The sequence below is a fragment of the Amycolatopsis sp. NPDC104587 genome (assembly GCF_055583645.1).
In genome coordinates, this window is sequence record NZ_JBVJNO010000010.1 from 228268 (window position 1) to 249748 (window position 21481).

The 21481-nt window shown below is 72.7% G+C and carries 25 protein-coding genes; 15 read left to right on the top strand and 10 right to left on the bottom strand.

Going from position 1 to position 21481, the window contains the following annotated elements:
* Nucleotides 1-3 precede the first annotated feature (3 nt).
* The 10 genes from ACZ61C_RS30860 to ACZ61C_RS30905 all read left to right on the top strand — a co-directional run bounded on the left by ACZ61C_RS30860 (nucleotide 4) and on the right by ACZ61C_RS30905 (nucleotide 8565).
* Entirely contained in the window at nucleotides 4-516 is a 513-nt protein-coding gene (locus ACZ61C_RS30860; RefSeq protein WP_326958427.1) for an MSMEG_0572/Sll0783 family nitrogen starvation response protein, read from the top strand.
* A 9-nt stretch (nucleotides 517-525) separates the two neighbouring features.
* Entirely contained in the window at nucleotides 526-1596 is a 1071-nt protein-coding gene (locus ACZ61C_RS30865) for an MSMEG_0568 family radical SAM protein (RefSeq protein ID WP_465311356.1), read from the top strand.
* Nucleotides 1589-2968, top strand: a complete 1380-nt coding sequence (locus ACZ61C_RS30870) for an MSMEG_0567/sll0787 family protein (RefSeq protein ID WP_465311357.1) — start codon at nucleotides 1589-1591, stop codon at nucleotides 2966-2968. The genes ACZ61C_RS30865 and ACZ61C_RS30870 overlap by 8 nt, the downstream gene beginning before the upstream one ends.
* On the top strand, nucleotides 2965-3795 hold the full coding sequence (locus ACZ61C_RS30875; RefSeq protein WP_465311358.1) for a carbon-nitrogen hydrolase family protein: 831 nt from the start codon (nucleotides 2965-2967) through the stop codon (nucleotides 3793-3795). Before ACZ61C_RS30870 ends, ACZ61C_RS30875 begins: the two co-directional genes overlap by 4 nt.
* Nucleotides 3796-4626: a carbon-nitrogen hydrolase family protein gene (locus ACZ61C_RS30880; protein WP_465311359.1), complete on the top strand. Its 831-nt coding sequence runs from the start codon at nucleotides 3796-3798 to the stop codon at nucleotides 4624-4626.
* Complete coding sequence (locus ACZ61C_RS30885; RefSeq protein WP_465311360.1) at nucleotides 4626-5666, top strand: MSMEG_0565 family glycosyltransferase; 1041 nt, start codon at nucleotides 4626-4628, stop codon at nucleotides 5664-5666. Before ACZ61C_RS30880 ends, ACZ61C_RS30885 begins: the two co-directional genes overlap by 1 nt.
* A gap of 104 nt (nucleotides 5667-5770) precedes the next feature.
* Nucleotides 5771-6217 carry a hypothetical protein gene (locus ACZ61C_RS30890; RefSeq protein ID WP_465311361.1) on the top strand — a complete coding sequence of 149 codons (447 nt, stop codon included), beginning with the start codon at nucleotides 5771-5773 and terminating at the stop codon, nucleotides 6215-6217.
* Nucleotides 6218-6242: 25 nt separating this feature from the next.
* Nucleotides 6243-7430 carry a sensor histidine kinase gene (locus tag ACZ61C_RS30895; RefSeq protein WP_465311362.1) on the top strand — a complete coding sequence of 396 codons (1188 nt, stop codon included), beginning with the start codon at nucleotides 6243-6245 and terminating at the stop codon, nucleotides 7428-7430.
* Nucleotides 7430-8080, top strand: a complete 651-nt coding sequence (locus ACZ61C_RS30900) for a response regulator (protein ID WP_465311363.1) — start codon at nucleotides 7430-7432, stop codon at nucleotides 8078-8080. The genes ACZ61C_RS30895 and ACZ61C_RS30900 overlap by 1 nt, the downstream gene beginning before the upstream one ends.
* Nucleotides 8077-8565: an RDD family protein gene (locus ACZ61C_RS30905; RefSeq protein ID WP_465311364.1), complete on the top strand. Its 489-nt coding sequence runs from the start codon at nucleotides 8077-8079 to the stop codon at nucleotides 8563-8565. Before ACZ61C_RS30900 ends, ACZ61C_RS30905 begins: the two co-directional genes overlap by 4 nt.
* A gap of 50 nt (nucleotides 8566-8615) precedes the next feature.
* Here ACZ61C_RS30905 and ACZ61C_RS30910 read toward each other — a convergent pair whose 3' ends face one another.
* Nucleotides 8616-10004 carry a glycoside hydrolase family 6 protein gene (locus tag ACZ61C_RS30910; protein WP_465311365.1) on the bottom strand — a complete coding sequence of 463 codons (1389 nt, stop codon included), beginning with the start codon at nucleotides 10002-10004 and terminating at the stop codon, nucleotides 8616-8618.
* 291 nt (nucleotides 10005-10295) lie between these two features.
* On the opposite strand from ACZ61C_RS30910, the gene ACZ61C_RS30915 reads away from it, so the two are divergent.
* Nucleotides 10296-10733, top strand: coding sequence for a pyridoxamine 5'-phosphate oxidase family protein (locus ACZ61C_RS30915; RefSeq protein ID WP_465311366.1), 438 nt, complete (start codon nucleotides 10296-10298; stop codon nucleotides 10731-10733).
* Here ACZ61C_RS30915 and ACZ61C_RS30920 read toward each other — a convergent pair.
* Nucleotides 10663-11118, bottom strand: coding sequence for a DUF6640 family protein (locus tag ACZ61C_RS30920; protein ID WP_465311367.1), 456 nt, complete (start codon nucleotides 11116-11118; stop codon nucleotides 10663-10665). The genes ACZ61C_RS30915 and ACZ61C_RS30920 overlap by 71 nt on opposite strands.
* Before the next feature lie 23 nt (nucleotides 11119-11141).
* The gene (locus tag ACZ61C_RS30925; RefSeq protein WP_465311368.1) at nucleotides 11142-11978 is read right to left on the bottom strand and encodes an NAD(P)H-binding protein; all 837 of its coding nucleotides are present in this window, start codon (nucleotides 11976-11978) and stop codon (nucleotides 11142-11144) included.
* Nucleotides 11979-12099: 121 nt separating this feature from the next.
* Here ACZ61C_RS30925 and ACZ61C_RS30930 point away from each other — a divergent pair, with 121 nt between their 5' ends.
* Nucleotides 12100-13104, top strand: coding sequence for an Lrp/AsnC family transcriptional regulator (locus ACZ61C_RS30930; protein WP_465311369.1), 1005 nt, complete (start codon nucleotides 12100-12102; stop codon nucleotides 13102-13104).
* Nucleotides 13105-13142: 38 nt separating this feature from the next.
* Entirely contained in the window at nucleotides 13143-13613 is a 471-nt protein-coding gene (locus ACZ61C_RS30935) for a MarR family winged helix-turn-helix transcriptional regulator (RefSeq protein WP_465311370.1), read from the top strand.
* On the opposite strand, the gene ACZ61C_RS30940 is transcribed toward ACZ61C_RS30935, so the two are convergent.
* Together ACZ61C_RS30940 and ACZ61C_RS30945 are read right to left on the bottom strand one after the other, a co-directional pair.
* Nucleotides 13610-14815, bottom strand: a complete 1206-nt coding sequence (locus ACZ61C_RS30940; RefSeq protein ID WP_465311371.1) for an FAD-dependent oxidoreductase — start codon at nucleotides 14813-14815, stop codon at nucleotides 13610-13612. The genes ACZ61C_RS30935 and ACZ61C_RS30940 overlap by 4 nt on opposite strands.
* Nucleotides 14816-14836: 21 nt before the next feature.
* Complete coding sequence (locus ACZ61C_RS30945) at nucleotides 14837-15298, bottom strand: MarR family winged helix-turn-helix transcriptional regulator (RefSeq protein WP_465311372.1); 462 nt, start codon at nucleotides 15296-15298, stop codon at nucleotides 14837-14839.
* Nucleotides 15299-15361: 63 nt separating this feature from the next.
* On the opposite strand from ACZ61C_RS30945, the gene ACZ61C_RS30950 reads away from it, so the two are divergent.
* Nucleotides 15362-15967 (top strand): DUF3159 domain-containing protein, encoded by a 606-nt coding sequence (locus ACZ61C_RS30950; protein WP_465311373.1) that lies wholly within the window; start codon nucleotides 15362-15364, stop codon nucleotides 15965-15967.
* A 17-nt stretch (nucleotides 15968-15984) separates the two neighbouring features.
* Here the strand turns inward: ACZ61C_RS30950 and ACZ61C_RS30955 are convergent, their stop codons facing one another.
* From ACZ61C_RS30955 to ACZ61C_RS30975, 5 genes are all read right to left on the bottom strand, one after another.
* Nucleotides 15985-17229, bottom strand: coding sequence for a PP2C family protein-serine/threonine phosphatase (locus ACZ61C_RS30955; RefSeq protein WP_465311374.1), 1245 nt, complete (start codon nucleotides 17227-17229; stop codon nucleotides 15985-15987).
* 56 nt (nucleotides 17230-17285) lie between these two features.
* Nucleotides 17286-18335 (bottom strand): ketoacyl-ACP synthase III family protein, encoded by a 1050-nt coding sequence (locus tag ACZ61C_RS30960; RefSeq protein WP_465311375.1) that lies wholly within the window; start codon nucleotides 18333-18335, stop codon nucleotides 17286-17288.
* Nucleotides 18325-18615 (bottom strand): hypothetical protein, encoded by a 291-nt coding sequence (locus ACZ61C_RS30965; protein ID WP_465311376.1) that lies wholly within the window; start codon nucleotides 18613-18615, stop codon nucleotides 18325-18327. Before ACZ61C_RS30965 ends, ACZ61C_RS30960 begins: the two co-directional genes overlap by 11 nt.
* 349 nt (nucleotides 18616-18964) lie before the next feature.
* Nucleotides 18965-19582 carry a hypothetical protein gene (locus ACZ61C_RS30970; RefSeq protein ID WP_465311377.1) on the bottom strand — a complete coding sequence of 206 codons (618 nt, stop codon included), beginning with the start codon at nucleotides 19580-19582 and terminating at the stop codon, nucleotides 18965-18967.
* Between the two features lie 17 nt (nucleotides 19583-19599).
* Nucleotides 19600-20070 carry a hypothetical protein gene (locus ACZ61C_RS30975; protein WP_465311378.1) on the bottom strand — a complete coding sequence of 157 codons (471 nt, stop codon included), beginning with the start codon at nucleotides 20068-20070 and terminating at the stop codon, nucleotides 19600-19602.
* A gap of 249 nt (nucleotides 20071-20319) precedes the next feature.
* Between ACZ61C_RS30975 and ACZ61C_RS30980 the strand changes: the two genes are divergently transcribed.
* Nucleotides 20320-21480, top strand: coding sequence for a cytochrome P450 (locus ACZ61C_RS30980; protein ID WP_465311379.1), 1161 nt, complete (start codon nucleotides 20320-20322; stop codon nucleotides 21478-21480).
* The last annotated feature ends 1 nt before the right edge of the window (nucleotide 21481 follow it).

The following is a 21481-nucleotide window of genomic DNA, read 5'->3' on the forward strand; positions in this document are numbered from 1 at the left end:
CCGATGGCAGAGCTGACCGACACCGAAAAGACCAGCCTCGACGAGATCCCGCACCCGTCGCTGCCGCAGGGCTCCAACCTGTACGGCGGGACCAAGGTCTTCCCGGACTACCAGGCCGAACCCGGCCAGAGCTACTTCACGCTCGTGCACGGCATCGCACACGAGTCGTCGGTGAGCTTCGTCGCGATCCTGCAGGCGACCCGCGCGCTGCGGAAGGGCTTCGAAGCCGCGATCTACTTCTACGGCCCGGGTTCGCTGAACTGCCTGGCCACACGCGGCTTCCCGACCACCGGCAACGCCGCGTTCCCCGGTGAGCTGAACATCAACGACCAGCTCAAGACGTTCATCGGCGAGGGCGGCAAGGCCTACTGCTGCCGCTTCGGCCTCTCGCTGCACGGCGCGCGCGAGGAGGACCTCATCGAGGGCGTCATCCCGACGCACCCGCTGGACGTCCAGGACGCGCTGATCCACTACGCGCGCAAGGGCGCGATCATCAACTCCACCTACATGTTCTAGGAGCGGTCCGTGCGCGTTGGCATCGAAGAGGATTTGGAGACCCGCGCCGACATCGCCGTCCGCGGGGTGCGCGTGGACGCACCTGTGCAGCGCAGCAAGGGCGCCGGGCCGAGCGACGACGGCCACCTGGTGGTCGACGGTGCCAACGCCACGCTGCCGCTGAACCCCGACAGCCCCTACGACGTCCGCGCCGGCCGGATCCACCGCGGCCGGGTCGACCTCGGCCTGAGTGTCGCGCCGGTCGGCCGGCCGCGGTTCTACGACCTGTCCACTTCGGACGGTGTGCCGTACCGGAAGATCGCCCTGCTGCACGGACAGGACGTCCTCGCGACGACAGTCGTCCAGACGTGCATCCGGTACACCGAGGACCAGCGCTGCCGGTTCTGCACCATCGAGGAGTCGCTGCGGGCGGGGTCCACTGTGGCCGCGAAGACACCCGCGCAGCTCGCCGAGGTCGCCGAGGCGGCGGTGCGGCTCGACGGCGTCCGGCAGATGGTGATGACGACCGGCACGACGTCCGGGCCCGACCGCGGCGCCCGGCACCTCGTGCGCTGCGTCCGCGCGGTGCTCGACGCCGTACCGGGACTGCCGATCCAGGTGCAGATCGAGCCGCCGGGCGACCTCGGCGTGCTCCGGGACCTGCGGGACGCCGGGGCGACGTCGATCGGCATCCACGTCGAGTCCCTGGACGACGACGTCCGGCGGCGCTGGATGCCGGGCAAGTCGGCCGTGCCGATGGCGGAGTACGAAGCCGCGTGGACGGAAGCGGTCCGGGTGTTCGGCCGCAACCGCGTCTCGACGTACTTGCTGATCGGCCTCGGCGAGGACCCGGACTCCCTTGTGGACGGTGCCGGTCGGCTGATCGACATGGGTGTTTATCCCTTCGCCGTGCCGATGCGGCCGATGGTCGGCACGCTGGCCCGGCGGGACGGGGCGACCGCGCCGTCACCCGCGCTGGTCGCCGACGTCACCGGCCGGATCGCCGCGCTGCTGCGGGCGGCCGGGATGACCGGGGCCGACCAGGGCGCGGGCTGTGCCGCGTGCGGCGCCTGTGGCCTGCTCAGTGCGGCGGGTGGCTGAGGTGGACCACGACATCCTCGCGTTGCTGGGCGACGTCCGCAGCGTCGCGGCGCGCCCGGCTTTCAGCATCGGCGAAGCCGACCCCGGTGGACTGACCGCCTATCGCACCTTGCGCCACGAAGCATTCGTCGCTCGGCAAGGACTTTTCGCCGGGCACGACTTGGACGACCACGACACCGACCCGCGCACCCTGGTCCTGGTAGCCATGGACAGGGCAGGCGAAGTGCTCGGCGGTGTCCGGCTCGGCCCGGCGACCGATGGCCCGGACCTCGGCTGGTGGAAGGGCGGCCGCCTGGTCGTCGCGCCCGGGTCACCACGTGGGCTCGGCTCGGCCCTGGTCCGCGCGGCCTGCGCACGAGCCGAGTCCGAAGGCGCGCTGCGGTTCGAAGCGACCGTGCAGACCCGCACCGAAAAGCTGTTCACCCGGCTCGGCTGGCAGCGCGTCCGGCCGGTGACCGTCGCGGGTCACGACCACGTGCTGATGCGGTGGCCGATCGGCCGGATCGCCGCGCTGGCCCGCTCGACCAAGGCCGCGCTCGGCCCGCTGCTGCGCGGCATGACCGGCGTGCCCGGCTTTGTCGGCGACGACGGTGTCCCGCTGCCCGGCACGGACGTCGTCGCGGCCTGCGACGCGATCATCCCGTCGATGGTCGAGCGCGACCCCGAATGGGCGGGCTGGTGCTCGGTCCTGGTCAACCTCAACGACCTGGCCGCGATGGGCGCCACCCCGACCGGCCTGCTCGACGCGCTGGGCGCGCGGGACGCGTCGTTCGCCGCCCGGGTCCTCAGTGGACTGCGGAAGGCGAGCGAGGCGTACGGCGTCCCGGTTCTCGGCGGCCACACGCAGTTCGGCGTCCCGGTATCGCTGTCGGTCACGGCGTTGGGACGCACCGAAGACCCGGTGCCCGGCGGCGGTGGCAAGCCGGGTGAGCGCGTCTGGCTCACCGCCGACCTCGGCGGCGGCTGGCGGCCCGGCTACACCGGACGCCAATGGGACTCGACGAGCTTCCGCCGCACACCACAGCTGCGCGCCCTGCTCGGCTCCGTCGCGAAAGCCCGGCCGAGCGCGGCCAAAGACGTCTCGATGGCCGGGATCGCGGGCACCCTCGGCATGCTCGCCGAGGCGTCCGGCTGCGGCGCGATTTTGGACGTCGGCAAGGTGCCACGGCCGCGCGAAGCGTCCACAGGGGACTGGCTGACCTGCTTCCCGGGGTTCGCGATGCTCACCGCCGGCGCGCCTGCACCCGCGGATCCGGCGGTGACCGCGGACTGCGGCGAGCTGGTCGCGGGCACCGGCATCACGCTGCGCTGGCCCGACGGCGAACGGACGCCCGCCATCGACGGCGGCGTCACCGGATTGGGGATTTCATGACCACACTCAGGATGGCCGCGGCCGCCGCGCCGTTCGACCGCGACCTCGAAGGCGACTTCGCGCGCATCGAGAAGCTCGTCGGCGAGGCGAAGGCCGAGGGCGTGCGGCTGCTGGCCCTGCCCGAGGCGGCGCTCGGCGGTTACCTCGCCAACCTCGACGGCGGCGCCGAGGGCCCGCCCGCGCTGGCCGTGGACGGCCCGGAGATCAAACGGCTGGCGGCCCTGGCCGGTGACCTCGTCCTCACGGCGGGGTACTGCGAACTCGCCGGTGGCCGCCGCTACAACTCCGCGGTCTGCGTGACCGGCGACGGCGTCCTCGGCAACCACCGCAAGGTGCACCAGCCCCTGGCCGAAAACGCCAGTTACGGCGCCGGCCGCGGGTTCGCCGCGTTCGACACGCCGGTCGGACGCCTCGGCATGATGATCTGCTACGACAAGGCCTTCCCCGAGTCGGCGCGGGCGCTGGCCCTCGACGGCGCCGAGATCGTCGTCTGCCTGAGCGCGTGGCCGGGCAGCCGGACCAACGCGGCTCCCGACCTCGCGCAGGACCGCTGGAAGCGGCGGTTCGACCTCTTCGACCGGGCGCGGGCGCTGGAGAACCAGATCGTCTGGCTCTCGGCCAACCAGTCCGGCGCCTTCGGCGACCTCCGGTTCGTCGCGAGCGCCAAGGTCGTCGACCCCGGCGGCGAGATCGTCGCCGACACCGGCGTCACGGAAGGACTGGCCGTCGCCGACCTTGACGTCCAGGCGGCGCTCGCGACCGCGAGGCGGTCGATGGGGCACCTGGCGGACAGACGGCCCGACGCCTACCCGGTTAGTGTCCCGTGAATGGGGCAGATCCGCATCGCCGCCGTGGCCGCGCACTTCGGCCGCGACCTCGACTTCGACCTGCAGCGCATCGCGACGCTGATCGACCACGCGCGCTCGTCGGGCGCCGCGCTGCTGGTGCTGCCGGACGCGGCCCTCGGCGGGTACCTCGCCGACCTGCGCCACCCGGACCCGGACGCCCTGCCCCCGGCACTCGACCCCGGCTGCGCGGAGCTGAAGACGATCGCCGCGCTGGCCGCGGAGATGGTCGTCTGCGTGGGCTACTGCGAGGCGGACGGGCCGCGTCGTTACAACTCCGCGGTCTGCGTCACCGGCGACGGTGTGCTCGGCCGGCACCGCAAGGTGCACCAGCCGCCGGGGGAGAGCGTCGCCTACGAGCCGGGTGACGCCTTCGCCGCGTTCGACACGCCGGTCGGGCGGCTGGGCATGCTGATCGACTACGACAAGACGTTCCCCGAGTCGGCACGCACGCTGGCGGTCGACGGCGCGGAGGTGCTCGCCTGCCTCAGCGCGTGGCCGACCAGCATCACCAACCGCGCGCCGCGGATGGCGCAGGACCGCCAGTCGCGCCTGTTCGACCTCTACGACCAGGCGCGCGCGGCGGAGAACCAGGTGGTGCTCGTCTCGTCCAACCAGACCGGTGCGATGGGCGGGATGCGGTTCCTCGGCCAGGCCAAGGTGGTCGGCCCCGGCGGTGACATCCTCGCCCGCACCTGGTCCAAGGCCGGCATCGCGGTCGCCGAACTGGACGTCGGCCAGGAGATCGCGAACGCCCGGCGGGTGCTGCACCACCTGGGGGAACGCAAACCGTCGGTGTACCGGGAGGCCTGATGCGCATCGCCCTGCTGAGCTACTCCACCAAGCCGCGCGGGGGAGTGGTGCACACGCTCGCGCTGGCCGAGGCGCTGGCGGAGCTCGGCGAAGACGTCACCGTGTGGACGCTCGGCCGCGGCGGTGACGCCGGGTTCTTCCGGCCGGTCGACCCGCGGGTGCGGCTGGCGATCGTCCCGCTCCCGGACGTCCCGGGGGAGTCCGTCGGCGCGCGGATCCTGCGCTCGATCGCGGTCCTGCGGTCCGCGTTCACCCCGGACGACTACGACGTCGTCCACGCGCAGGACTGCATCAGCGCCAACGCCGTCGACACGTGCGTCCGGACGATCCACCACCTCGACACCTTCACCACCCCGGAGCTGGCGGCCTGCCACGAACGCGCCATCGTCCTGCCGTACGCGCACGTCTGCGTTTCGGCCTCGGTCGCGGCGGAGGTCCGTGACGGCTGGGGCATCACCGCGACGGTGATCCCCAACGGCGTCGACTACGACCGCTTCGCCACCGCGGCCCGGTCACCGGAACGCGGGCGGTACGTGCTGGCGGTGGGCGGGATCGAGCCGCGCAAGGGGTCGCTGGACCTGCTGGAGGCGTACGCGCTGCTGGCCGAGCCGGATCTCCGCCTGCTGATCGCGGGAGGCGAGACGCTGTTCGACTACCGCGACTACCGCACGCGCTGGGAGAAACGCGCGGCCGAGCTGGGCGTCGCGCCGGTCGTGCTGGGCCCGGTCGCCCACGACGAGCTGCCGTCGCTGATGGCTTCGGCGGCGGTGTTCGCCTTTCCCTCCACCAAAGAGGGCTTCGGGCTGGCCGCGATGGAGGCCCTGGCCGCCGGGGTGCCGGTGGTGACCCGCGACCTGCCCGTGCTGCGCGAGGTCTTCGGCGGCGCCGCCCGGTTCGCGGCCGACCCGCCCGGCTTCGCCCGGGAGCTGCGAGCCGCGCTCCACGACGCCGACCTCGCGCCCGGGCGAGCGCTGGCTCGCCGCTACACGTGGGCCGCGGCCGCCGAAGCCCACCGGGCCTTCTACCGCGGAGTGTCCTGAACGGACTCGAAGAGCAGGCCCGAGCACAAGGCCGCCTCGGCCGAAAGTACGAGACGGGCACGACTCGGCGCGTGCCGGGCAGCGTGGAGTCCTAATTTCCCGGTATGACTACCGAGACAGCGCGGGGGAACCCGCCCAGCACGATCATCGCCGCCTTCTTCGGCTTCCTGGTGTCCACGGTCTCCGCGATCGCCGGCGGGCTGCTCGTCCTCGGCGCACGCGACGAGATCGCGGCGACGCTGCGCCGCACCAACCCCACTGCGCCGCCGGAGCAGCTCGACCGGCTCACCCTGTTCGCGCAGGTCGTCCCGGTCGCCGTCGCCGTGGTCGTCGCGCTCGTCTACCTGTGGCTGTCGTTCAAGCTCAAGGCCGGTCGCAACTGGGCCCGCGTCACGCTGACCGTCTTCACGGTCCTCCAGGCCGCTTCGCTACTGACCACCCAGCCCTCGTGGGCGGCCTACCTGAGCTGCGGGGTGGCGGTCGTCGCGACGGTGCTCAGCTACGCGTCGCCGTCCAACCGCTACGTCGCCGGGGTCCGGCGCGCGGGCTGACGCCGGTCGGCGGATCATGACGGCCATGCGCGGAGCGGGCACGACAGCGCGGCGCGGCATGCTCGGCGCCGAGATCGCCCTGCTGGCCGTGGCCGTCGTCGCCGACGTCGTGCTGATGCTGCGGCTGCCCGCCGGGAACCACGGCGGGCTCGCCCCGCTGGCCGGGGTCCTGGCGTCCACGGGCACGGCGATCCCGGTGCTGGCCGTGCTGCGGCGGCGGTTCCCCCGCCACGTCGGCGTGCTGGGGAGCGTGGTCGCCGTGCTGTCGGCGGTCGGCACGGTCGTGCCCTTCGCCGGGCACGTCCGGACCCAGCCGCCGGTGGCCGAGATCGTGGCCGCCGGCATCCTCGCCGCCTCGGCCAGCCGCAAGCTCGAACCGAAGCACGCGGCCGCGCTGGCGCCGGCGCTCGGTGTCGTGATGATCGCCGCGCCGCTGCTGCGCTACGGCGCCGGCGTGCCGGCGGCGTTGCTGGCGGTGGCCGCCGCCGCGTACTGGGGCGCCTGCCTCGGCGTCGGGCTCATCCTGCGGGCGGCGGACAACCGGCAGCTGGACGCGCTGGAGCGGGCCCGCGGCCAGGAACGCCTGCAGCTGGCCAGGGAGCTGCACGACCTGGTGTCCCACCACGTCAGCGGGATCGTCGTGCGGGTGCAGGCCGCCCGCGCGATCACCGAGGCGAACCCGGACGCCGGCGACCACGCCGCGGTCTACCGCGAGATCGAGGAGGCCGGCGGCGCGGCACTGGCCGCCGCGCGCCGGCTCGTGGGCATGTTGCGGGACACCGAAGACGTGCCGCCACCCTCCGGCGCCGCGCTCGGCGACGCGCTGCGCGCGGCCGCCGGTTCCTTCGCCCGTGCGGAGGTCGCCGAGGAGCTGGACCAGCTGGCCGTGCCGGCGCAGCTGGCCACGACCGTCCACCGCGTCGTGACCGAGGCGTTGACCAACGTCCGCAGGCACGCGCCGGAAGCGACGCGAGTGTCGGTCTCCGCCCGCGTCGAGGCCGGCGACCTGGTGCTCGAAGTGCTCAACGACGGCGTCCCCGCGACCCCGCCGCCGTCACCGGGCGGCTTCGGGATCATCGGCATGACCGAACGCCTCGTGATGCTGGGCGGTAGCCTGACCGCGGGACGGGACGGTTCGTGCTGGCGGGTCACGGCTCGTCTGCCGCTCGGCGCCGAGGATGCGCCGTTCGGGTCGTTGCCACGGGGGATCTGATGACCATCCGGGTGCTCGTCGCCGACGACCAGGTCATGGTGCGCACCGGTTTCCGGCTGGTGCTGGACGCCGCACCGGACATCGAGGTGATCGCCGAGGCCGCCGACGGGGAGTCCGCGGTCCGGCTGGCACGGCGGCTGCGGCCGGACGTCACGCTGATGGACATCCGGATGCCCAAGGTGGACGGCCTGCGGGCGACCGAGCTGCTCGCCGGCACGGCGGTGACGCACCCGCTGCGGATCGTGGTGGTGACGACCTACGACGCCGACGAGAACGTCTACGCCGCGCTGGTCGCCGGCGCCTGCGGGTTCCTGCTCAAGGACGCGGGTCCGCGGATGCTGGTGGACGCCGTGCGCGCGGCGGCCAGGGGCGAGGCGATGGTCTCGCCGTCGGTGACCGTCCGCCTGCTGGCGCGGTTCACCCAAAAGGCCCGGCGGCGGGCCCGGCCGGTGACGACCCCGCTGACCAGTCGTGAGTCCGACGTCGTGCTCGCGGTCGCCCGCGGCCGGACCAACGCCGAAATCGCCGACGATCTCCGCGTCTCCCTCTCGACGATCAAGACGCACCTGGCCGGCGTCCAGCGCAAGCTCGAGCTCCGCAACCGCACGGAGATCGCGGTCTGGGCCTGGCAGCAGGGATTGCTCGAGTGACGCCGGCGCTGGGGATGGCGGGCCGCCGGGTCGCCCAGGCGGTGCTGGACCGGGCTCTCACCGTCGGGCTGGGGGTGTTCGCCGCGCTCGCCGTCGGCTTGGTCGTCATTCCGTTGCTGCAGTGGGGTTTCGTGCCGCCGAAGCTGATCCTGTGGGGGCCGCTGGTCACGTTCATCGCGGTTTCCTACGCCGCTGACCTCGTGGTCCAGATCTGGGTTCCGGTGCGCAGCGGCGGGATCACGCCGGGCATGCTCGTGATGGGACTGCGCGTGGAAACCCTGCGGGGCGAGCAGCCGAAGGCGCGCGCCTACTTGATCCGGTGGGTCCTGCTCACCGTCGACGGGCTCCTGCTGGGGCTGGTGGCCGTGGTCAGCATCGTGGTGACCCGGCGCCGTCAGCGGCTCGGCGACCTGGTGGCGCGGACGGTGGTGGTCCGCGTTCCGGAACTCGTGTCCGCCCGGGGCGGCGTTCCGGGTGCCGGCTAGAACCGCGAGCCGGACGAGCACGGCCCGTGCTCGTCCGGCGGTCGTGGGGCTCAGGAACAGGACGCTCCGTTCAGGGTGGGGGACAGGAAGGGCGGGGTGCCGCCGCTGAAGTCCGCGTTGTAGCCGACGGTCGCGGTGGCCCCGGTGCCGAGGTTCCCGTTCCACGAGGCGTTCACGACGCGCACGGTGTCGCCGGTGTCGGTCCAGGTGCCGTTCCAGCCCTGGCCGACGGTCACGCCCGGCGCGGAGAACGTCAGCGTCCAGCCGGTGACGGCCGCGCCCCGGTTCTCGATGACAACCTCGCCGGTGTACCCGTTCTGCCACGAGCTGACGACCCGGTGCGTCACCTTGCACGAACCGCCGCCCGACGGGGTTGTCGGAGTGGTCGGCGTGGTCGTGGCGCTCGTCGGGGTGGTGCCGGCCGGCGGCGCCCCGGCGGCCGCGAGGTCGTACGCCCGCTGCGGGACGAACTGCCCGGCCGCGGCGAGGCAGCCGTCGGCCTCACCCGGCGGCTTGACCCAGAGGTACGCGGCGATCTGCGCGTCCCCCGTGGCGTCGGTGCTGGGCGTGCCGATGGCCCGCCCGGCCGGGTCGCACCACTCGCTGCCCAGCGGGCCGTTGCCGTTGCGGCTCGTGTCGATCACCGCGCGCAGCCGCGAGTCGCCGACCGCGTTCAACACCGCTTTGGCGAACGCCGCTTCGTCGCCGGTCGACCGGTAGTTGGACACGTTGGTAGCGATGCCGTCGGCGCTGTTCGAAATGTCCGCGGCCCGCACCCGCGACGCGGCTTCGGCGGGCGAGAGCCACGCGGAGTGGCCGACGTCGTAGTACACCTTCGTCTGCGTCGACCCGGACTTGAGCTTCTTGCCCGCGTAGGCCACCGAGGCCTTCGTCTGGTTCTGCTGGTCGGCCGACTGGCAGTTCGTCATCAGCGCGAGCACGTCGGGCTCCAGCACGATCGCCGCGGCGCGGCCCGCGATGCCGGCGGACACCTGGTCGATCCACGCCCGGTAGGCGTCGTGCGACGGCGCCCCGCCGCCGCTGGCGCCGCCGCAGTCGCGGTTGGGGATGTCGTAGACGACCATGATCGGGACCTTGCCCGCCGCCGCGGCGGCGCCGACGTAGGCGTCGACCTCGGCGCGCACCGTCGAGGTGTTGGTGGTGGTGAACCACCTTCCCTGCGGGGTGGCGGCGACGCGGTCCCGGATCATCGGCGTCCGTGAGTCGCCGGGGTTGGCGGCGACCCACTGGGCCGCGTTGGTGCCCGGGTCGACGTAGAACGGCGAGGCGGCGGCTTGGGCGCTGCCGCCCACCACGAGGGCGGTGGCGCCCGCGAGGAGTGTCGCGCCCAGGGCCGCGACGGCGACCCTTCTCGTCCCGGGCCCGGTCGGGTGGGTGGTGCGTCCGTGGGGAACGCGTACCTGTTTTGTCGCTCTCATGAGTCCTCACAGCGTCGTCGGCGTTGGCGACTGGGAGCGCTCCCATCGGCGTACTGTAACCGGCCGAAGGCGACAGGGAAAGAGCGTCCGGTGAGTCGTACTCATCGGGTGAGGCACGCTGCCGGCAGGGGCACCTGACCGGGCAGAGCGTGCTGCACGACCGCGGCGACGACTTCCACCGGTGCGTCGCCGCCGCGTCCGGCGGGCCCGGGTGGCCCGGGCACTTCACGGCCGTCGCGGTGGGTCCACAAAGGACCGGCGGGGCGTGAAAGTTACATTTCCGCGTTCCTGGTGCGGCCGCTTGTCGCCCGGGTCGCCACCAACGGCCCGACCGTGCGGCCGACGTGGTTCCTCTGGGAAGAACGGGCGTTCTGGATCCTGACCGGTCCGTGGGCGAACCTGCTGCGCCGGGTGCGGGCGGACCCCGCACTGGCGCTCGTCGTCGACGAGTGTGACCTCACGACCGGACTGGTCCGGCAGGTCATCGCCCGTGGGCACGCCGAGATCCTGCCGTTCGACGTGCCGCGCGGACGGCGCAAACTCGTCCGTTACCTCGGCTCCGACGAGACGACCTGGGATCAGCGTTTTCTCGGCTATCTGCTGGATGATCCGGAGCAGAAGGGGATCAGGTGGCTGCGGCTGCGTCCGGACTCTCTCGTCAGCGAGGACCTGAGCTACTCCGTCGGACCTCCTGCCGGCGGCGTTCCAGAGCGTAGGACAGCGCGTTGACGAGCAACGCGGTGCCGGCGACGACCGTCTGGGGACCGCGCCACCGCGGCGGCGCCGTCCGTCCGGTGCCCGGCCGGGCCCGGTCGAACAGTGCCGTGCCCGGGTACAGCGTGGCGGAAAGCTGCGTCACCCAGTAGACCGACGCGGCCGCCGTGGTGACCTGCAGGCGTTCCTTCGTCCAGGCGCCGCGCCGGCCCCACAGCAGGTACGTCGCCGTGGCACCCAGGACGGCGCCCGTGCTCATCGTCTGTGCATTGTGGAACTTCGCGTGGGGTGGCCAGTCCGGGTTGTGGATGTGGGTTTCGTTCCAGTCGAAGCGGTACGACCCGCACGCCGACCAGACCGAGCTGAGCGTGAGCAGGACCTTGCCGACACTGACGTCCATGGTCTTTTCCTCCGTCAAGGGACTCAGGCGAACGAAGCCGCGTGCTCGGCCGCCCACCGGGCGAACGGCAGCGGCTCGCGGCCCAGCACTCGTCGTGCGGTGGTGGTGGCCGGGGACTCGCCGGCGGCCGAGCCGGTGATGAAGCCGATGATCGATTGTGCGACGTCGGGTGTTTCGAAACGCTCGAAGTGCTGCTGTGCCTGGGAAACCGAGAGCTCTTCGACCCGGATGGGCCGCCCGGTGGCTTCGGCGAGCAGTTCGACCTGACGTCGTTGGGACAGCAGTTCGCCGCCGGTCAGCAGCTCCGAGACGCCGTCCGTGCCGGGATCGAGCAGCGCCGCGACCGCGACGGCCGCGATGTCGCGTTCGTGGATCGGCGCGGTCGCGGCTTCCGGGTGCAGCACCCGGACCACGCCCTCCGCGCGGACGGAGTGCGCCCAGTCGAGCGCGTTGTTCGCCAGCACCAGCGGCCGGACCGGCGTCCACGGCACCCCGGAGTCCGCGAGGATCCCCTCCACCTCCCGGTGGTGCTCGGTGATCACGTTCCCGCGGGTACCCGGGAGCAGCACGCTGCCCGAGGACAGGAGCACGACGTGCTCGACCCCGGCAGCACGCGCCGCCCGGGCGAAGGCCGCGGTGCCCGTCGCGGTGGCGTACAGGAACACCCGGCGCACGCCGGCCAACGCGGCCTTCAGCGTTTCCGGGGCGCCGAGGTCGGCGGCGACCACCGGAACGTCCGGCGGCAGCCCGGCTTTCGCCGGGTCGCGCACCGAAGCGCGCACGGCCTCGCCCGCGGCCGTCAGCCCGGCCAGGACATGGCGGCCGACTCCACCCCGGGCCCCGATCACCAGCGTCGTCACGGTGTTTCCTCCTTGTTCGCTTCTTCTCCGAGCATGTCCGACCTGCGCGATGCGGGACCATTCAGAACCCAGAGGACGTCACTTAATGCCGTGCGATCGGCGTTCATGCGACACTTCCGGCATGTTCGACGTAGTTGACCTGCAGATCCTCCACGCGCTGCAATGCTCTCCCCGGGCGTCGTTCCGGCGGATCGGGCAGCTGGTCGGGGTGTCCGAGCAGACGGTGGCCCGCCGGTACGCGGCGCTCCGCGGCGAGGGAGTGCTGCGGGTGCTCGGCCGGAGTGCGCCCGCCGCGGGCCGGCACGACGAGTGGGTGGCGCGGATCCGCTGCCGGCCCGACCGGGTCGACACCGTCGCCGACGCGCTCGCCCGGCGTCCGGAGGTTTCGTTCGCCCACATCACCTCGGGCGGCGCGGAGGTCATGTGCCTGCTGCGCGCCGGCAGCGGATCGGACGGCAACGACGTGCTGCTGCGGCAGCTGCCGAAGTCCGTTTCCGTGCTGGGCGTGCGCATCGACCTGCTGCTGCACCGGTTCGGGCCGCGCGGCGCGTCGGACTGGACCGGGTACGACGGCCGGCTGAGTCCCGCGCAGGAACGGGAGCTCCGGGACGAGCTGCCCCCCGTCGCCGGACCGCCGATCGAACCTTCCGCCGAGGACGCCGGACTGCTGGCCGTGCTGGCGTCGGACGGTCGCGCGACCCACGCCCGGCTCGCCCGCGAGACCGGTTCGACCAAGGCGCGGGTGGCGCGGCGGCTGGCCGCACTGGAGACGTCCGGCGCGCTCTACTACGACGTCGACCTGCTGCCCGAGCGGCTCGGCTACCACTCCCACGCGACCATCTGGATCCGGGTCGCCCCGCGGCACCTGGAAGAGGTCGGCGAAGAGCTGGCGCGGCACGACGAGGTCGCCGTGACGCTCGCGGTCAGCGGGCCGGACAACCTGATGGCGGTGGTGGCCTGCCGGGACCCCGAGGCGCTCTACCGCTACCTGACGACCCGCATCGCGAAGATCCGGGCGATCGACGGGTACGAGGTCAGCGTCCGGGTGCGGCCGGTGAAGCAGGCGGGTTCCCTGGTCGCCGGCGGCCGGCTCCTGGCGGCGACCTCCCTGTTCCGTATCGAATGAAACCGTATCACCCGACGCACTGGGGGTAGGGTGCTCGCATGACCGCGAAGCCCAGGACCCGCGCCACCGACCGCCCGGGAGACGCGTCCCCGTTCGCGTTGGGGTTGCTGCTGCGCCGGGCGCACGCCCGCGCTGCCGGGGCGATGGCCGCCGCGATGCGGCCGCACGGGCTGGAGCTGCGGCACTTCGCCGTGCTGCTCGTCCTCGTGGACCGCGGGCCGACGATGCAGCGGGACCTGGTCGAGGCGACCGGTTCGGACAAGGCCGGGGTCATGCGGGTCGTCGATGACCTCGAGGCGAAGGGGTTCGCGGTCCGCAACGCCGTGCCGGGGGACCGGCGGGTGCGCGAGGTCGAGATCACGCCGGCCGGCCTGAAGGTCTTCGACGCCGCGCACGACGACGCGCTCGCCCCGGCCGAAGAGCTGGTTTCGCACCTGCGCGCGGGTGAACCGGCGAAGCTGATGGACCTGCTGACCAGGTTCACCTATCCGCCCGGTGACGAGGCTTAACCCGGTGCCGCAGCACCTCCTCGAGGGACCGGAAACAGACGCTGTTTGACCGGCGGCAGGGCTTCGGCGAGGCGCAGGACCGTCCGGAAGGCGTGGCGCGGCAGGCGGGAGGTCGTCGCCGCGCCGCGGGCGTTGCGGGTGGACAGCGCCAGCGCCGCGTTGGCGTAGCCACGCATTTCGGCTTCGTAGCCCGGCACGCCGCCGTCTCCGGCCAGGTGGCGGCACAGCGTGTCGGCGTCCCGCAGGGCCGTGTTGGCGCCGATCCCGGCCATCGGGGTCATGGTGTGGATCGCGTCGCCGAGCAGGGTGACGGCCGTCGGCGCCCAGTCCGGGAGCTGCGGCATCGTCTTGAGCGGGATCGCCGCGACGGTCGCGGGATCGGTCTCGGCGATGATCCGCCGGAGCGGGGACGCCCAGGCGGCGGTCCGGTCACGGACCAGGTCGAGCAGGTCGGTGGCGCCGAGGTCGCCCGGGTAGGTCGAGCGGTCCGCGGCCCACGCCCACACCAGGTACCGCGCCTCGGCGCCGGTGTCCCATGTGGACAGGAACAGCCAGCCGGGCCGGGCGGGCACGACGTTGTTGACGGCGCCGTCGACGAGCGTCGGCGGTAGCGCGTCCGCGAGCTCGGGGGTGAGCCGGACGCGGCCGGCGACGTTGACGATGCCCAGGTCCTGACGCCGGAGATCGGGCAGCCGCTGCTCGCGGACGCGGGAGTTCGCCCCGTCGGCCCCCACGAGCAGGTCCGCGTCGATCGAGTGGCCGTCGGCGCTGTGCACGCGGACGCCCTTGCCGAGGTGGTCGAAACGCTCGAAGGCCGTGCCCCATCGGATGAGCTCGTCGCAGCCGAGGAGCAAGGCGTCACGCAGCGAGTCGCGGTTCACCGCCCGCCGGCGCGTGACGGGATCGGCGTTGGCCGGGGTGCCGGTGTGGTCGCGTTCGGCGAGCACCCGCAGCTCCTGGTCGTGGAAGCGGACGATGTCCGGTGCGGGCGTGGACGTCTCGACCAGCCGCGTCCAGTTCTCCTTGGGGAGACAGGAGTGCAAGGCGTGCAGGCCGTCGGCGTTGAGGTGGATGCCGTAGCCGGCGGGCCGGGCGTGCGGGGTCGGGTGGCGTTCGAGGACGACGACGTCCACGCCGGCCCGGCGCAGCCCGTGGGCCAGGCACAGGCCGCCGAGCCCGGCGCCGGCGATGACGACTCGCATGATGGTTCTCCCTTGTCGGTGTCAGGCTTCGCCGGGAAAGGCGAGCTGAGTCAGCAGGTGCAGCAGGAGCCGGACATCGCCGAGTCCCTCGCTCAGGCGCGCGGCGACAGGCTCGGCGTTGCGGTGGGCGGTGTCGAACACGGCCGTCCCGGCGGAGGTCGGGGTGATCGTGTGCACGCGGCGGTCGCCGGGCCGCGGATCGCGGGTGACGAGCCCGGCGCGTTCGAGGTCGTCGACCACGCGCACCATCGTGGCTTTGTCACTGCCGACGGCGCCGACGAGCGCCTGCTGGCTCATCGGCCCGCCGGTGTGGAGTGCGACGAGCACGATGAAGTGCCGGAACTCCAGCCCCAGCGGCCGCAGGACGGCCAGCAGCTCCGCCGCGACGCGGTCGTGGGCGCGCCGCAGCAGCAGGCCGAGGGCGAACGGGGACTCGTCGCCCGGCCGGTCCGTCGCTCTCGCTGTCTCCAGCCGCATCGTCATGACCGAGAACGTATCAGTCGATACAAGCTTGCGCAAGAACGTTTCATGTGAGACGTTTCCGGTGTGAACACGAACCAGGAAGTCCTCGCCCCGCCCGAGCCCGCCGGCCCGCCGCGGAAGAACCGCTGGGAAGGCATCGCGGTGACCGCCGCGCCGACGGTGGCCTTCGTGGCCGCCAACGCCGCCGGTGACCTCACCGCGGGCCTGGTGGCCGCCGCGGTGACCGCGATCGCCGCGTTCGGCTGGCGGCTGGGCCGGCGTCAGCCGGTGCGCCAGGCCGCGCTGGGCCTGCTGCTGGTCGCGGCGTGCGCGGTGGTGGCCGCCGTCACCGGTGAGGCGCGCGGGTTCTTCCTCATCCCGGCGCTCATCCCGTTCGCGGTCATCGCCGTCTGCGTGACGACCGTCCTCATCGGACGTCCGCTGACCGGGCTCCTCCTCAACCGGGTGGCCGGCGGCCCCGCGGACTGGCGGTCGGTGCCCCGGCTGCGGCGGATCCACACGGTTTCGACGCTCACCTGCGCGGCGGTCAACGTCGTCAACGGCGCGCTCCAGGTGGTCTACTACCGCGGCAACCAGCCTCTGGTCCTGGGGGTGGTGCACATCGCGACCGGCCCGGTGTTCGCCGTCATCGTGGCGGTGACGATCGCTTGCGTCCGCCGCCGTTCCTGACCGTTGCGCGCGGCGGCCTACGAGTTCCGGCGGATCGCCAGCAGCACCGTGTCGTCCGCGTACACGACGACGTCGTGCATCCGGGCGACCACCTCGGCCGGCAGCAGCGTCGCCGGGTGGCTCGTGTGCGTGCCGGCCACCTCCAGCAAGCGGGCCTGGCCTTCGTCGACGTCCTTGCGGGATTCGACCAGCCCGTCGGTGTACAGCAGCAGGGTGGCGCCCGGCTCCAGGTCGACGTCGACCAGGCAGGGGCTGCCGGGGTTCGGGAAGCCGACGCCGCGGCCGACGCGGGCCGGGCGGAGGAGCCTCGTTGCTCCCGCACTGTCGGCCAGGACGGGCTCCGGGTGGCCGCCGTTGGCGAGCTGGGTGTGGCCGGTCGTGGGGTCGACGCGGGCCAGCAGCACCGTGGCCATCAGCGTGGGGGCGATCGGGGCGAGGGCGCGGGACGCGTGCGCGATCAGGTCGGCGAAGGGGCGGCCTTCCAGGGCCAAGGTGCGGATCGCGTGGGTGACGGTGAGCGCGTCCCTCGTCGAGGTGACGCCGTGGCCGACCGCGTCGACCAGGGTCACGTGCAGGTGGCCGTCGGGGAGGACGAACCAGTCGTAGAGGTCGCCGCCGGTGGGGGAGTCCGGTTCGGTCGGGGAGTAGCAGACGCCGAGCTCCAGCCCCGGGACCTCCGGCGGCGGCGGGCGCAGGGCGTCTTCCAGCTCCTGGAAGATCCGGGCGTGGGCGTTGCGGAGCTGCTCGTCGCGTTGCTCGAGCTCGACGTACATGGCCAGCACGCCGCTGTTGGTTTCCGCCAGCTCGGTGCGCAGGTCCTGCTGCTCCCGGGCCTGCGCGTCCGCGGCGGCGACCAGCGCGAGCATCTCCTGCCGGGTCGCCCGCTCGTCGTCGGCGGGCGCGGGGACCGGTCGGCGCCCGGTGGCGACCTGCCAGCCGACGGTGCCGTCGGCGCCGGCGACCGCCGGCAACGGCAGGTCGTCGAGGACCGGCCGGGACGCGGTCTCCGGCAGCCGAACGGCGACGGTGAGGACGTCTTCGGTGACGGCGGTCGTGAGGGTGACCACGCCGCCGTCTTCGAGAACCGGCTCGACGACGAGGGTGACCGCCAGGACCAGCCGGGCACGGTCTTCGACCGGAACCCCCGCTTCGCCGCACGCGTCGCGGACACGACGGCGCAGCGAGGCGGCGGTTCCGGCCTGCTGGAGGCCGGGGGCGGCAAGCGTCCGGTCCGGAGCCTGCTCCGGACGGGACAGATCCACCCCTTCACTCTGGCATCCCGCCGCCGAACCGGCAGAACGGATTCAGGCGATCACGGTCACGCCGCCGGGCGCGCGGACGCCGGGCCGAGCTGCAGCACGACCGCCGTCCACGTCATGCCCACGCCGATGCCCAGCAGCAGCACGTGGTCGCCCGGACCGGCCTCACCCGTGCGGAGCAGGTGCTCGAGCGCCACGATCTGGTCGCTGGCGCCCAGGTGGCCGACCCGCAGGCCCAGCTCGGTCATCGTGCGGTGCTCGGGGATGCCGAGCGGGCGCAGGATCTGCGTGTGCACCAGGCGGCGGCCGTAGTGCGGGGCGCAGATCCGGGTGATGTCGGGCAGGTCGACACCCGCGTCGGCCAGCGCCGTCTTCACGACCGCCGTGACGCCGTCGGCGTTGCGGCTGTCGACGTGGGCCGGCCCGCCGTGGCGGCCGAGCCACTGGCGCTTGCGGCTGCGGATGTCGAGGGACCGGTGGGCGGTGATGCTGGCGGAGCGGAACGGTTCGTCGCCGCGTTGCAGGCCTTCCAGGGACGGGTCGGTGTAGGAGGCGACCGCGCGGACCCGCGCCAGTCCCGGCCGGCGGGACAGCACGACCGCGCTGCCGGCGTCGCCGTAGACGATGCCCGTGTCGGTGGTCCAGTGCGGGAAGCCGGGGCCGCCGAACCGGTCGCCCGCGGTGATGAGCGCGGCCTCGTGGTCCGGGCGGCCGCGCAGCACGCTCGCCGCGACGTCCAGGCCGGCGACCAGGCTGTTGCTCATCGCGCCGAGCTCGAGCGTGAGGCCCGGACCGGCGCCGACGCCGAGCTGGTCGCGCACGTAGGACGCCGCGTGCCAGAAGTCGATGCCGGGGTGGTAGATCCCGGCGTGCAGGCACAGGGTGGGCCACACCGGCTCGCCGCTCGTGGTCTCCGCCTGGCGCAACGCTTTCCGCCCCGCGCGCACGGCGAGCTCGGGGCCGGGCAGCCCGGCGACGGCGGTGGAGAGCTGGCCGGTCCGGCCGGCGTCGGCTGCGGTGAACTCGCCGGCCGCCAGCGAGACGGCGACCGGGGTCAGCGCGCCGACCTCGACGCCGATCCCGGCGAGGTGCAGGTCGTCAACACGCATCGGCGGCCACCTCCGGCAGGGCGGCTTCGATCTCCGACAGGGTGTCGTCGAGGTGGAGCGGGGGAGCGGAGACGCACCCGGCGGCGGCGAGCTCGGCGGCGACGGCTCCGGGGCTTCCCGCGGCGAACCGGTGGAAACCCGCGAAGCGGGCCGGACCGGCGCCCGGAACGGCGATGGCCAGGTGCGCCCAGCCGGTTTCCCGGTCCCACCGCACGACCAGCCGGGTGGCCCCGGTGGTGGCGGGCTCGCTGAGCACCTGTGTCAACGTCGTGGCGGTCAAGCAACTTCCTTTCGGCACGGCAAAACAGCCCGCACCACGGGGCGCGCGCTGGCTTGGGGGATGGCGGGGACGCGTCGTCGGGCCCCTGTGAACGGCGAGAAACCTACCGTGATGATCATGCGACACTTGTCGCCACCCCGATACACAGAGTGATCGCATGGACTGCTACGCGATCGGATCTGCCGAAGTCAGCTCGGTTTCACCGGTCGGTGATCATGAGGATCCTTCGGGTGTTCGTCACTCTGGGTAGTTCGCCGTCTGCCGCCCACGGCAAGTGCCGGTGCGGGGTGGCGGCCGCCGAGACGAGCCAGGCCGCCGCCGGATCGCCTCTCCGGCGGCGGCCGTCGGCTCAGCCGCAGTGCTCCGTGCGCTCCTGGTCGGTCATCGGGGCGGTGTGCTGGGTGATGTCGCCGGTCGAGCCGGGGACCGGGCCGTCCGCGTCGAAGTCCTGGTACCAGATGTAGTGGTCGTAGAACCGGTCCGGGAAGTGCATCTCATAGGTGCCGTGGACCTTCTGCATCTTCGGCGCGCGCTCCACCCAGCCCTTTTCCCCGGGCCGGACGTCGACGTTGGTCGCCTGTCCTTCGGTGTGCGAAGACTCCCACGTGTGCTGGTAAGACGTCTCGATGGACACCTTGAACACTTCCGAGAACCCGTATTCGGCCGAAAGGGAGACGCCGAAGCTGTTCGACTCGCCGGTGGTGTCGGACCAGTTCACCGTGCTGCGCTGCAAATCGCCGGTGCAGTTGTAGGCCGCCTCGCCGACCTGGTGCCCGGCCCCGGTGTGCTCCTCCGGCGGGCCCGCCGGGTGGAACACGCACGAGTCCGTGCCGTTGTCGCACTTGTCGAGCAGTTCCCGCGCGGTGGGCTGGCCGTCGGCCGACGCGCCGGGTGCGGTGAGCACGAGCCCGGCGGCGGTCAGCAGGCCGAGGCCCGCCGCCGTCCATGCGGTGCGCTTGCTGGTCATGGTGGTCACTCCTTCGCTCAGCTGAAACCGATGGACTGGGTGCGGTCGTCCATGAAGGACCCGACGTTGCCGGTGTTCTCCTTGAACGGGCCGTCGCGGTCGCCGCCGAGGTTCGGCTCCGGGTAGAGCCAGATCCAGCAGTCGCCCCACGGCTGCACGGACGAAATCTTGTTCTTCCAGTCGTCACCCAGGTCGAACTGCCAGTTGACCCAGCCGTCCTTCTTGCACAGTTCGGGTCCGGTGATCGTGAGCGAGTTCCCGCTGTAGTCGGGACCGTCGAAGAAGGTGCCCTGCACGACCTGCCCGTCCGCCTCCGCGTCGGCCACCGAGCGCTGCGTTCCCGTGGAACAGTGCTGCACACCGGTTTCCGAGTTCAGCACGCAGTGCCGGGTGACGTCCGCGGCCGCGGCGGGAACGGCGCCGAGCAGGGAAACGGCCGATGCCGCCGCCGCGGCCGTCATGGCTGTTCTGGCCCAGGTGTTCGCCATTGTGGTTCCTTTCTCCGGAATCGGAAAAGAATCTTCGTCCTCGAAAGTACGTCGACGCGGACGAAGCGTCGCCACCATTGCCCGCCGGACCTTCCGGGTCTGCCCCATTCCCCTGAGGACACTGCCGCCGGACTGCGCGCGAAACGTGACCGGGGTACGCTGCGCCGGCCGGGTGGGCCGCCTAGGGGTTTTTGCAGACTTCCGCCGCCGAACCGGGATCCGGGCGGGGCGGCGCGGTAGAACCGGTGCATGGTGAGTACGGAACCCGGCGTCGTCGACTTCCCGCGGCGGGCGCCCGGCCAGGTCACGCCGCCCGATGGCTACGCGGATCTGCGGGCCCGGCCCGGGCTCTGCCGCACGATGCTGCCCGGCGGCACTCCCGTCTGGCTGGTCGCGCGGCACGAGGACGTGCGGGCCGCGCTGACCGATCCGCGGCTCAGCTCGGATCCGGCGAAGCCCGGTTTTCCCGCCACCGGCGGGGCTCCCGAGGCACTGCCCGGGTGGTTCGTCGCGATGGACGCGCCCGAGCACACGCGGTTCCGGAAGCTGCTCATCCCCGAGTTCACCGTGCGGAAGGTGCGGGACCTGCGCCCGGGCGTCCAGCGGGTCGTCGACGAGCGGATCGACGCCATGCTCGCCGCCGGGAACTCCGCCGACCTCGTGTCCGCCTTCTGCCTCGTGCTGCCCTCGCTCGTCATCTGCCAGCTGCTCGGCGTGCCCTACGAAGACCACGAGCACTTCGAGTCGCGCACGCGGGTCCTGGTCAACCTGGCTTCGACCGCCCGGCAACGGGAAGTGGCGCTGGGCGAGATCAACACCTACCTCACCGAGCTCATCGCGGCCAAGCGCGAGCAGCCCGCCGACGACCTCATCAGCCGGCTGCTCGCCGGCGGCGCGCTGGACGACGCCGAGCTGCTCGGGGTTGCCATGCTGCTGCTGGTCGCCGGGCACGAGACGACCGCCAACATGCTTTCCCTCGGCGTGGTCACGCTGCTGAACAATCCACAGTGGATCGGCCACGACGGCGTCGTCGAAGAGCTGCTGCGGTTCTACTCCATCTCCGACGTGGTCAGCCTGCGCGTTGCCACCGAAGACCTCGAGATCTCCGGCCAGCTCATCCGCCGCGGCGAAGGGGTCGCGCCGCTCGGGCTGGCCGCCGGGCACGACGGCACCGTGTTCGAAGACGCCGGTGAGTTCTGCCCGGCCCGCTCGGCGCGCCACCACGTCGCGTTCGGGTACGGGATCCACCAGTGCATCGGGCAGAACCTGGCGCGGCTGGAGATGGCGGTCGCCCTGGACACGCTGTTCGCGCGGGTCCCGCGCCTGCGCCTGGCGGTGCCGGCCGACGAGCTCGAGTTCAAGCACGACGGAGTCCTCTTCGGACTCTACGAGCTGCCGGTGCGCTGGTAGC

What these genes read in the sequence shown, in the direction of transcription:
- ACZ61C_RS30860 (WP_326958427.1), top strand. Translation starts at nt 4, where the DNA reads ATGGCAGAGCTGACCGACACCGAAAAGACCAGCCTCGACGAGATCCCG.
- ACZ61C_RS30875 (WP_465311358.1), top strand. Translation starts at nt 2,965, where the DNA reads ATGACCACACTCAGGATGGCCGCGGCCGCCGCGCCGTTCGACCGCGAC.
- ACZ61C_RS30880 (WP_465311359.1), top strand. Translation starts at nt 3,796, where the DNA reads ATGGGGCAGATCCGCATCGCCGCCGTGGCCGCGCACTTCGGCCGCGAC.
- ACZ61C_RS30885 (WP_465311360.1), top strand. Translation starts at nt 4,626, where the DNA reads ATGCGCATCGCCCTGCTGAGCTACTCCACCAAGCCGCGCGGGGGAGTG.
- ACZ61C_RS30890 (WP_465311361.1), top strand. Translation starts at nt 5,771, where the DNA reads ATGACTACCGAGACAGCGCGGGGGAACCCGCCCAGCACGATCATCGCC.
- ACZ61C_RS30895 (WP_465311362.1), top strand. Translation starts at nt 6,243, where the DNA reads ATGCGCGGAGCGGGCACGACAGCGCGGCGCGGCATGCTCGGCGCCGAG.
- ACZ61C_RS30900 (WP_465311363.1), top strand. Translation starts at nt 7,430, where the DNA reads ATGACCATCCGGGTGCTCGTCGCCGACGACCAGGTCATGGTGCGCACC.
- ACZ61C_RS30910 (WP_465311365.1), bottom strand. Translation starts at nt 10,004, where the DNA reads ATGAGAGCGACAAAACAGGTACGCGTTCCCCACGGACGCACCACCCAC.
- ACZ61C_RS30920 (WP_465311367.1), bottom strand. Translation starts at nt 11,118, where the DNA reads ATGGACGTCAGTGTCGGCAAGGTCCTGCTCACGCTCAGCTCGGTCTGG.
- ACZ61C_RS30930 (WP_465311369.1), top strand. Translation starts at nt 12,100, where the DNA reads ATGTTCGACGTAGTTGACCTGCAGATCCTCCACGCGCTGCAATGCTCT.
- ACZ61C_RS30935 (WP_465311370.1), top strand. Translation starts at nt 13,143, where the DNA reads ATGACCGCGAAGCCCAGGACCCGCGCCACCGACCGCCCGGGAGACGCG.
- ACZ61C_RS30940 (WP_465311371.1), bottom strand. Translation starts at nt 14,815, where the DNA reads ATGCGAGTCGTCATCGCCGGCGCCGGGCTCGGCGGCCTGTGCCTGGCC.
- ACZ61C_RS30945 (WP_465311372.1), bottom strand. Translation starts at nt 15,298, where the DNA reads ATGACGATGCGGCTGGAGACAGCGAGAGCGACGGACCGGCCGGGCGAC.
- ACZ61C_RS30960 (WP_465311375.1), bottom strand. Translation starts at nt 18,335, where the DNA reads ATGCGTGTTGACGACCTGCACCTCGCCGGGATCGGCGTCGAGGTCGGC.
- ACZ61C_RS30970 (WP_465311377.1), bottom strand. Translation starts at nt 19,582, where the DNA reads ATGACCAGCAAGCGCACCGCATGGACGGCGGCGGGCCTCGGCCTGCTG.
- ACZ61C_RS30975 (WP_465311378.1), bottom strand. Translation starts at nt 20,070, where the DNA reads ATGGCGAACACCTGGGCCAGAACAGCCATGACGGCCGCGGCGGCGGCA.
- ACZ61C_RS30980 (WP_465311379.1), top strand. Translation starts at nt 20,320, where the DNA reads ATGGTGAGTACGGAACCCGGCGTCGTCGACTTCCCGCGGCGGGCGCCC.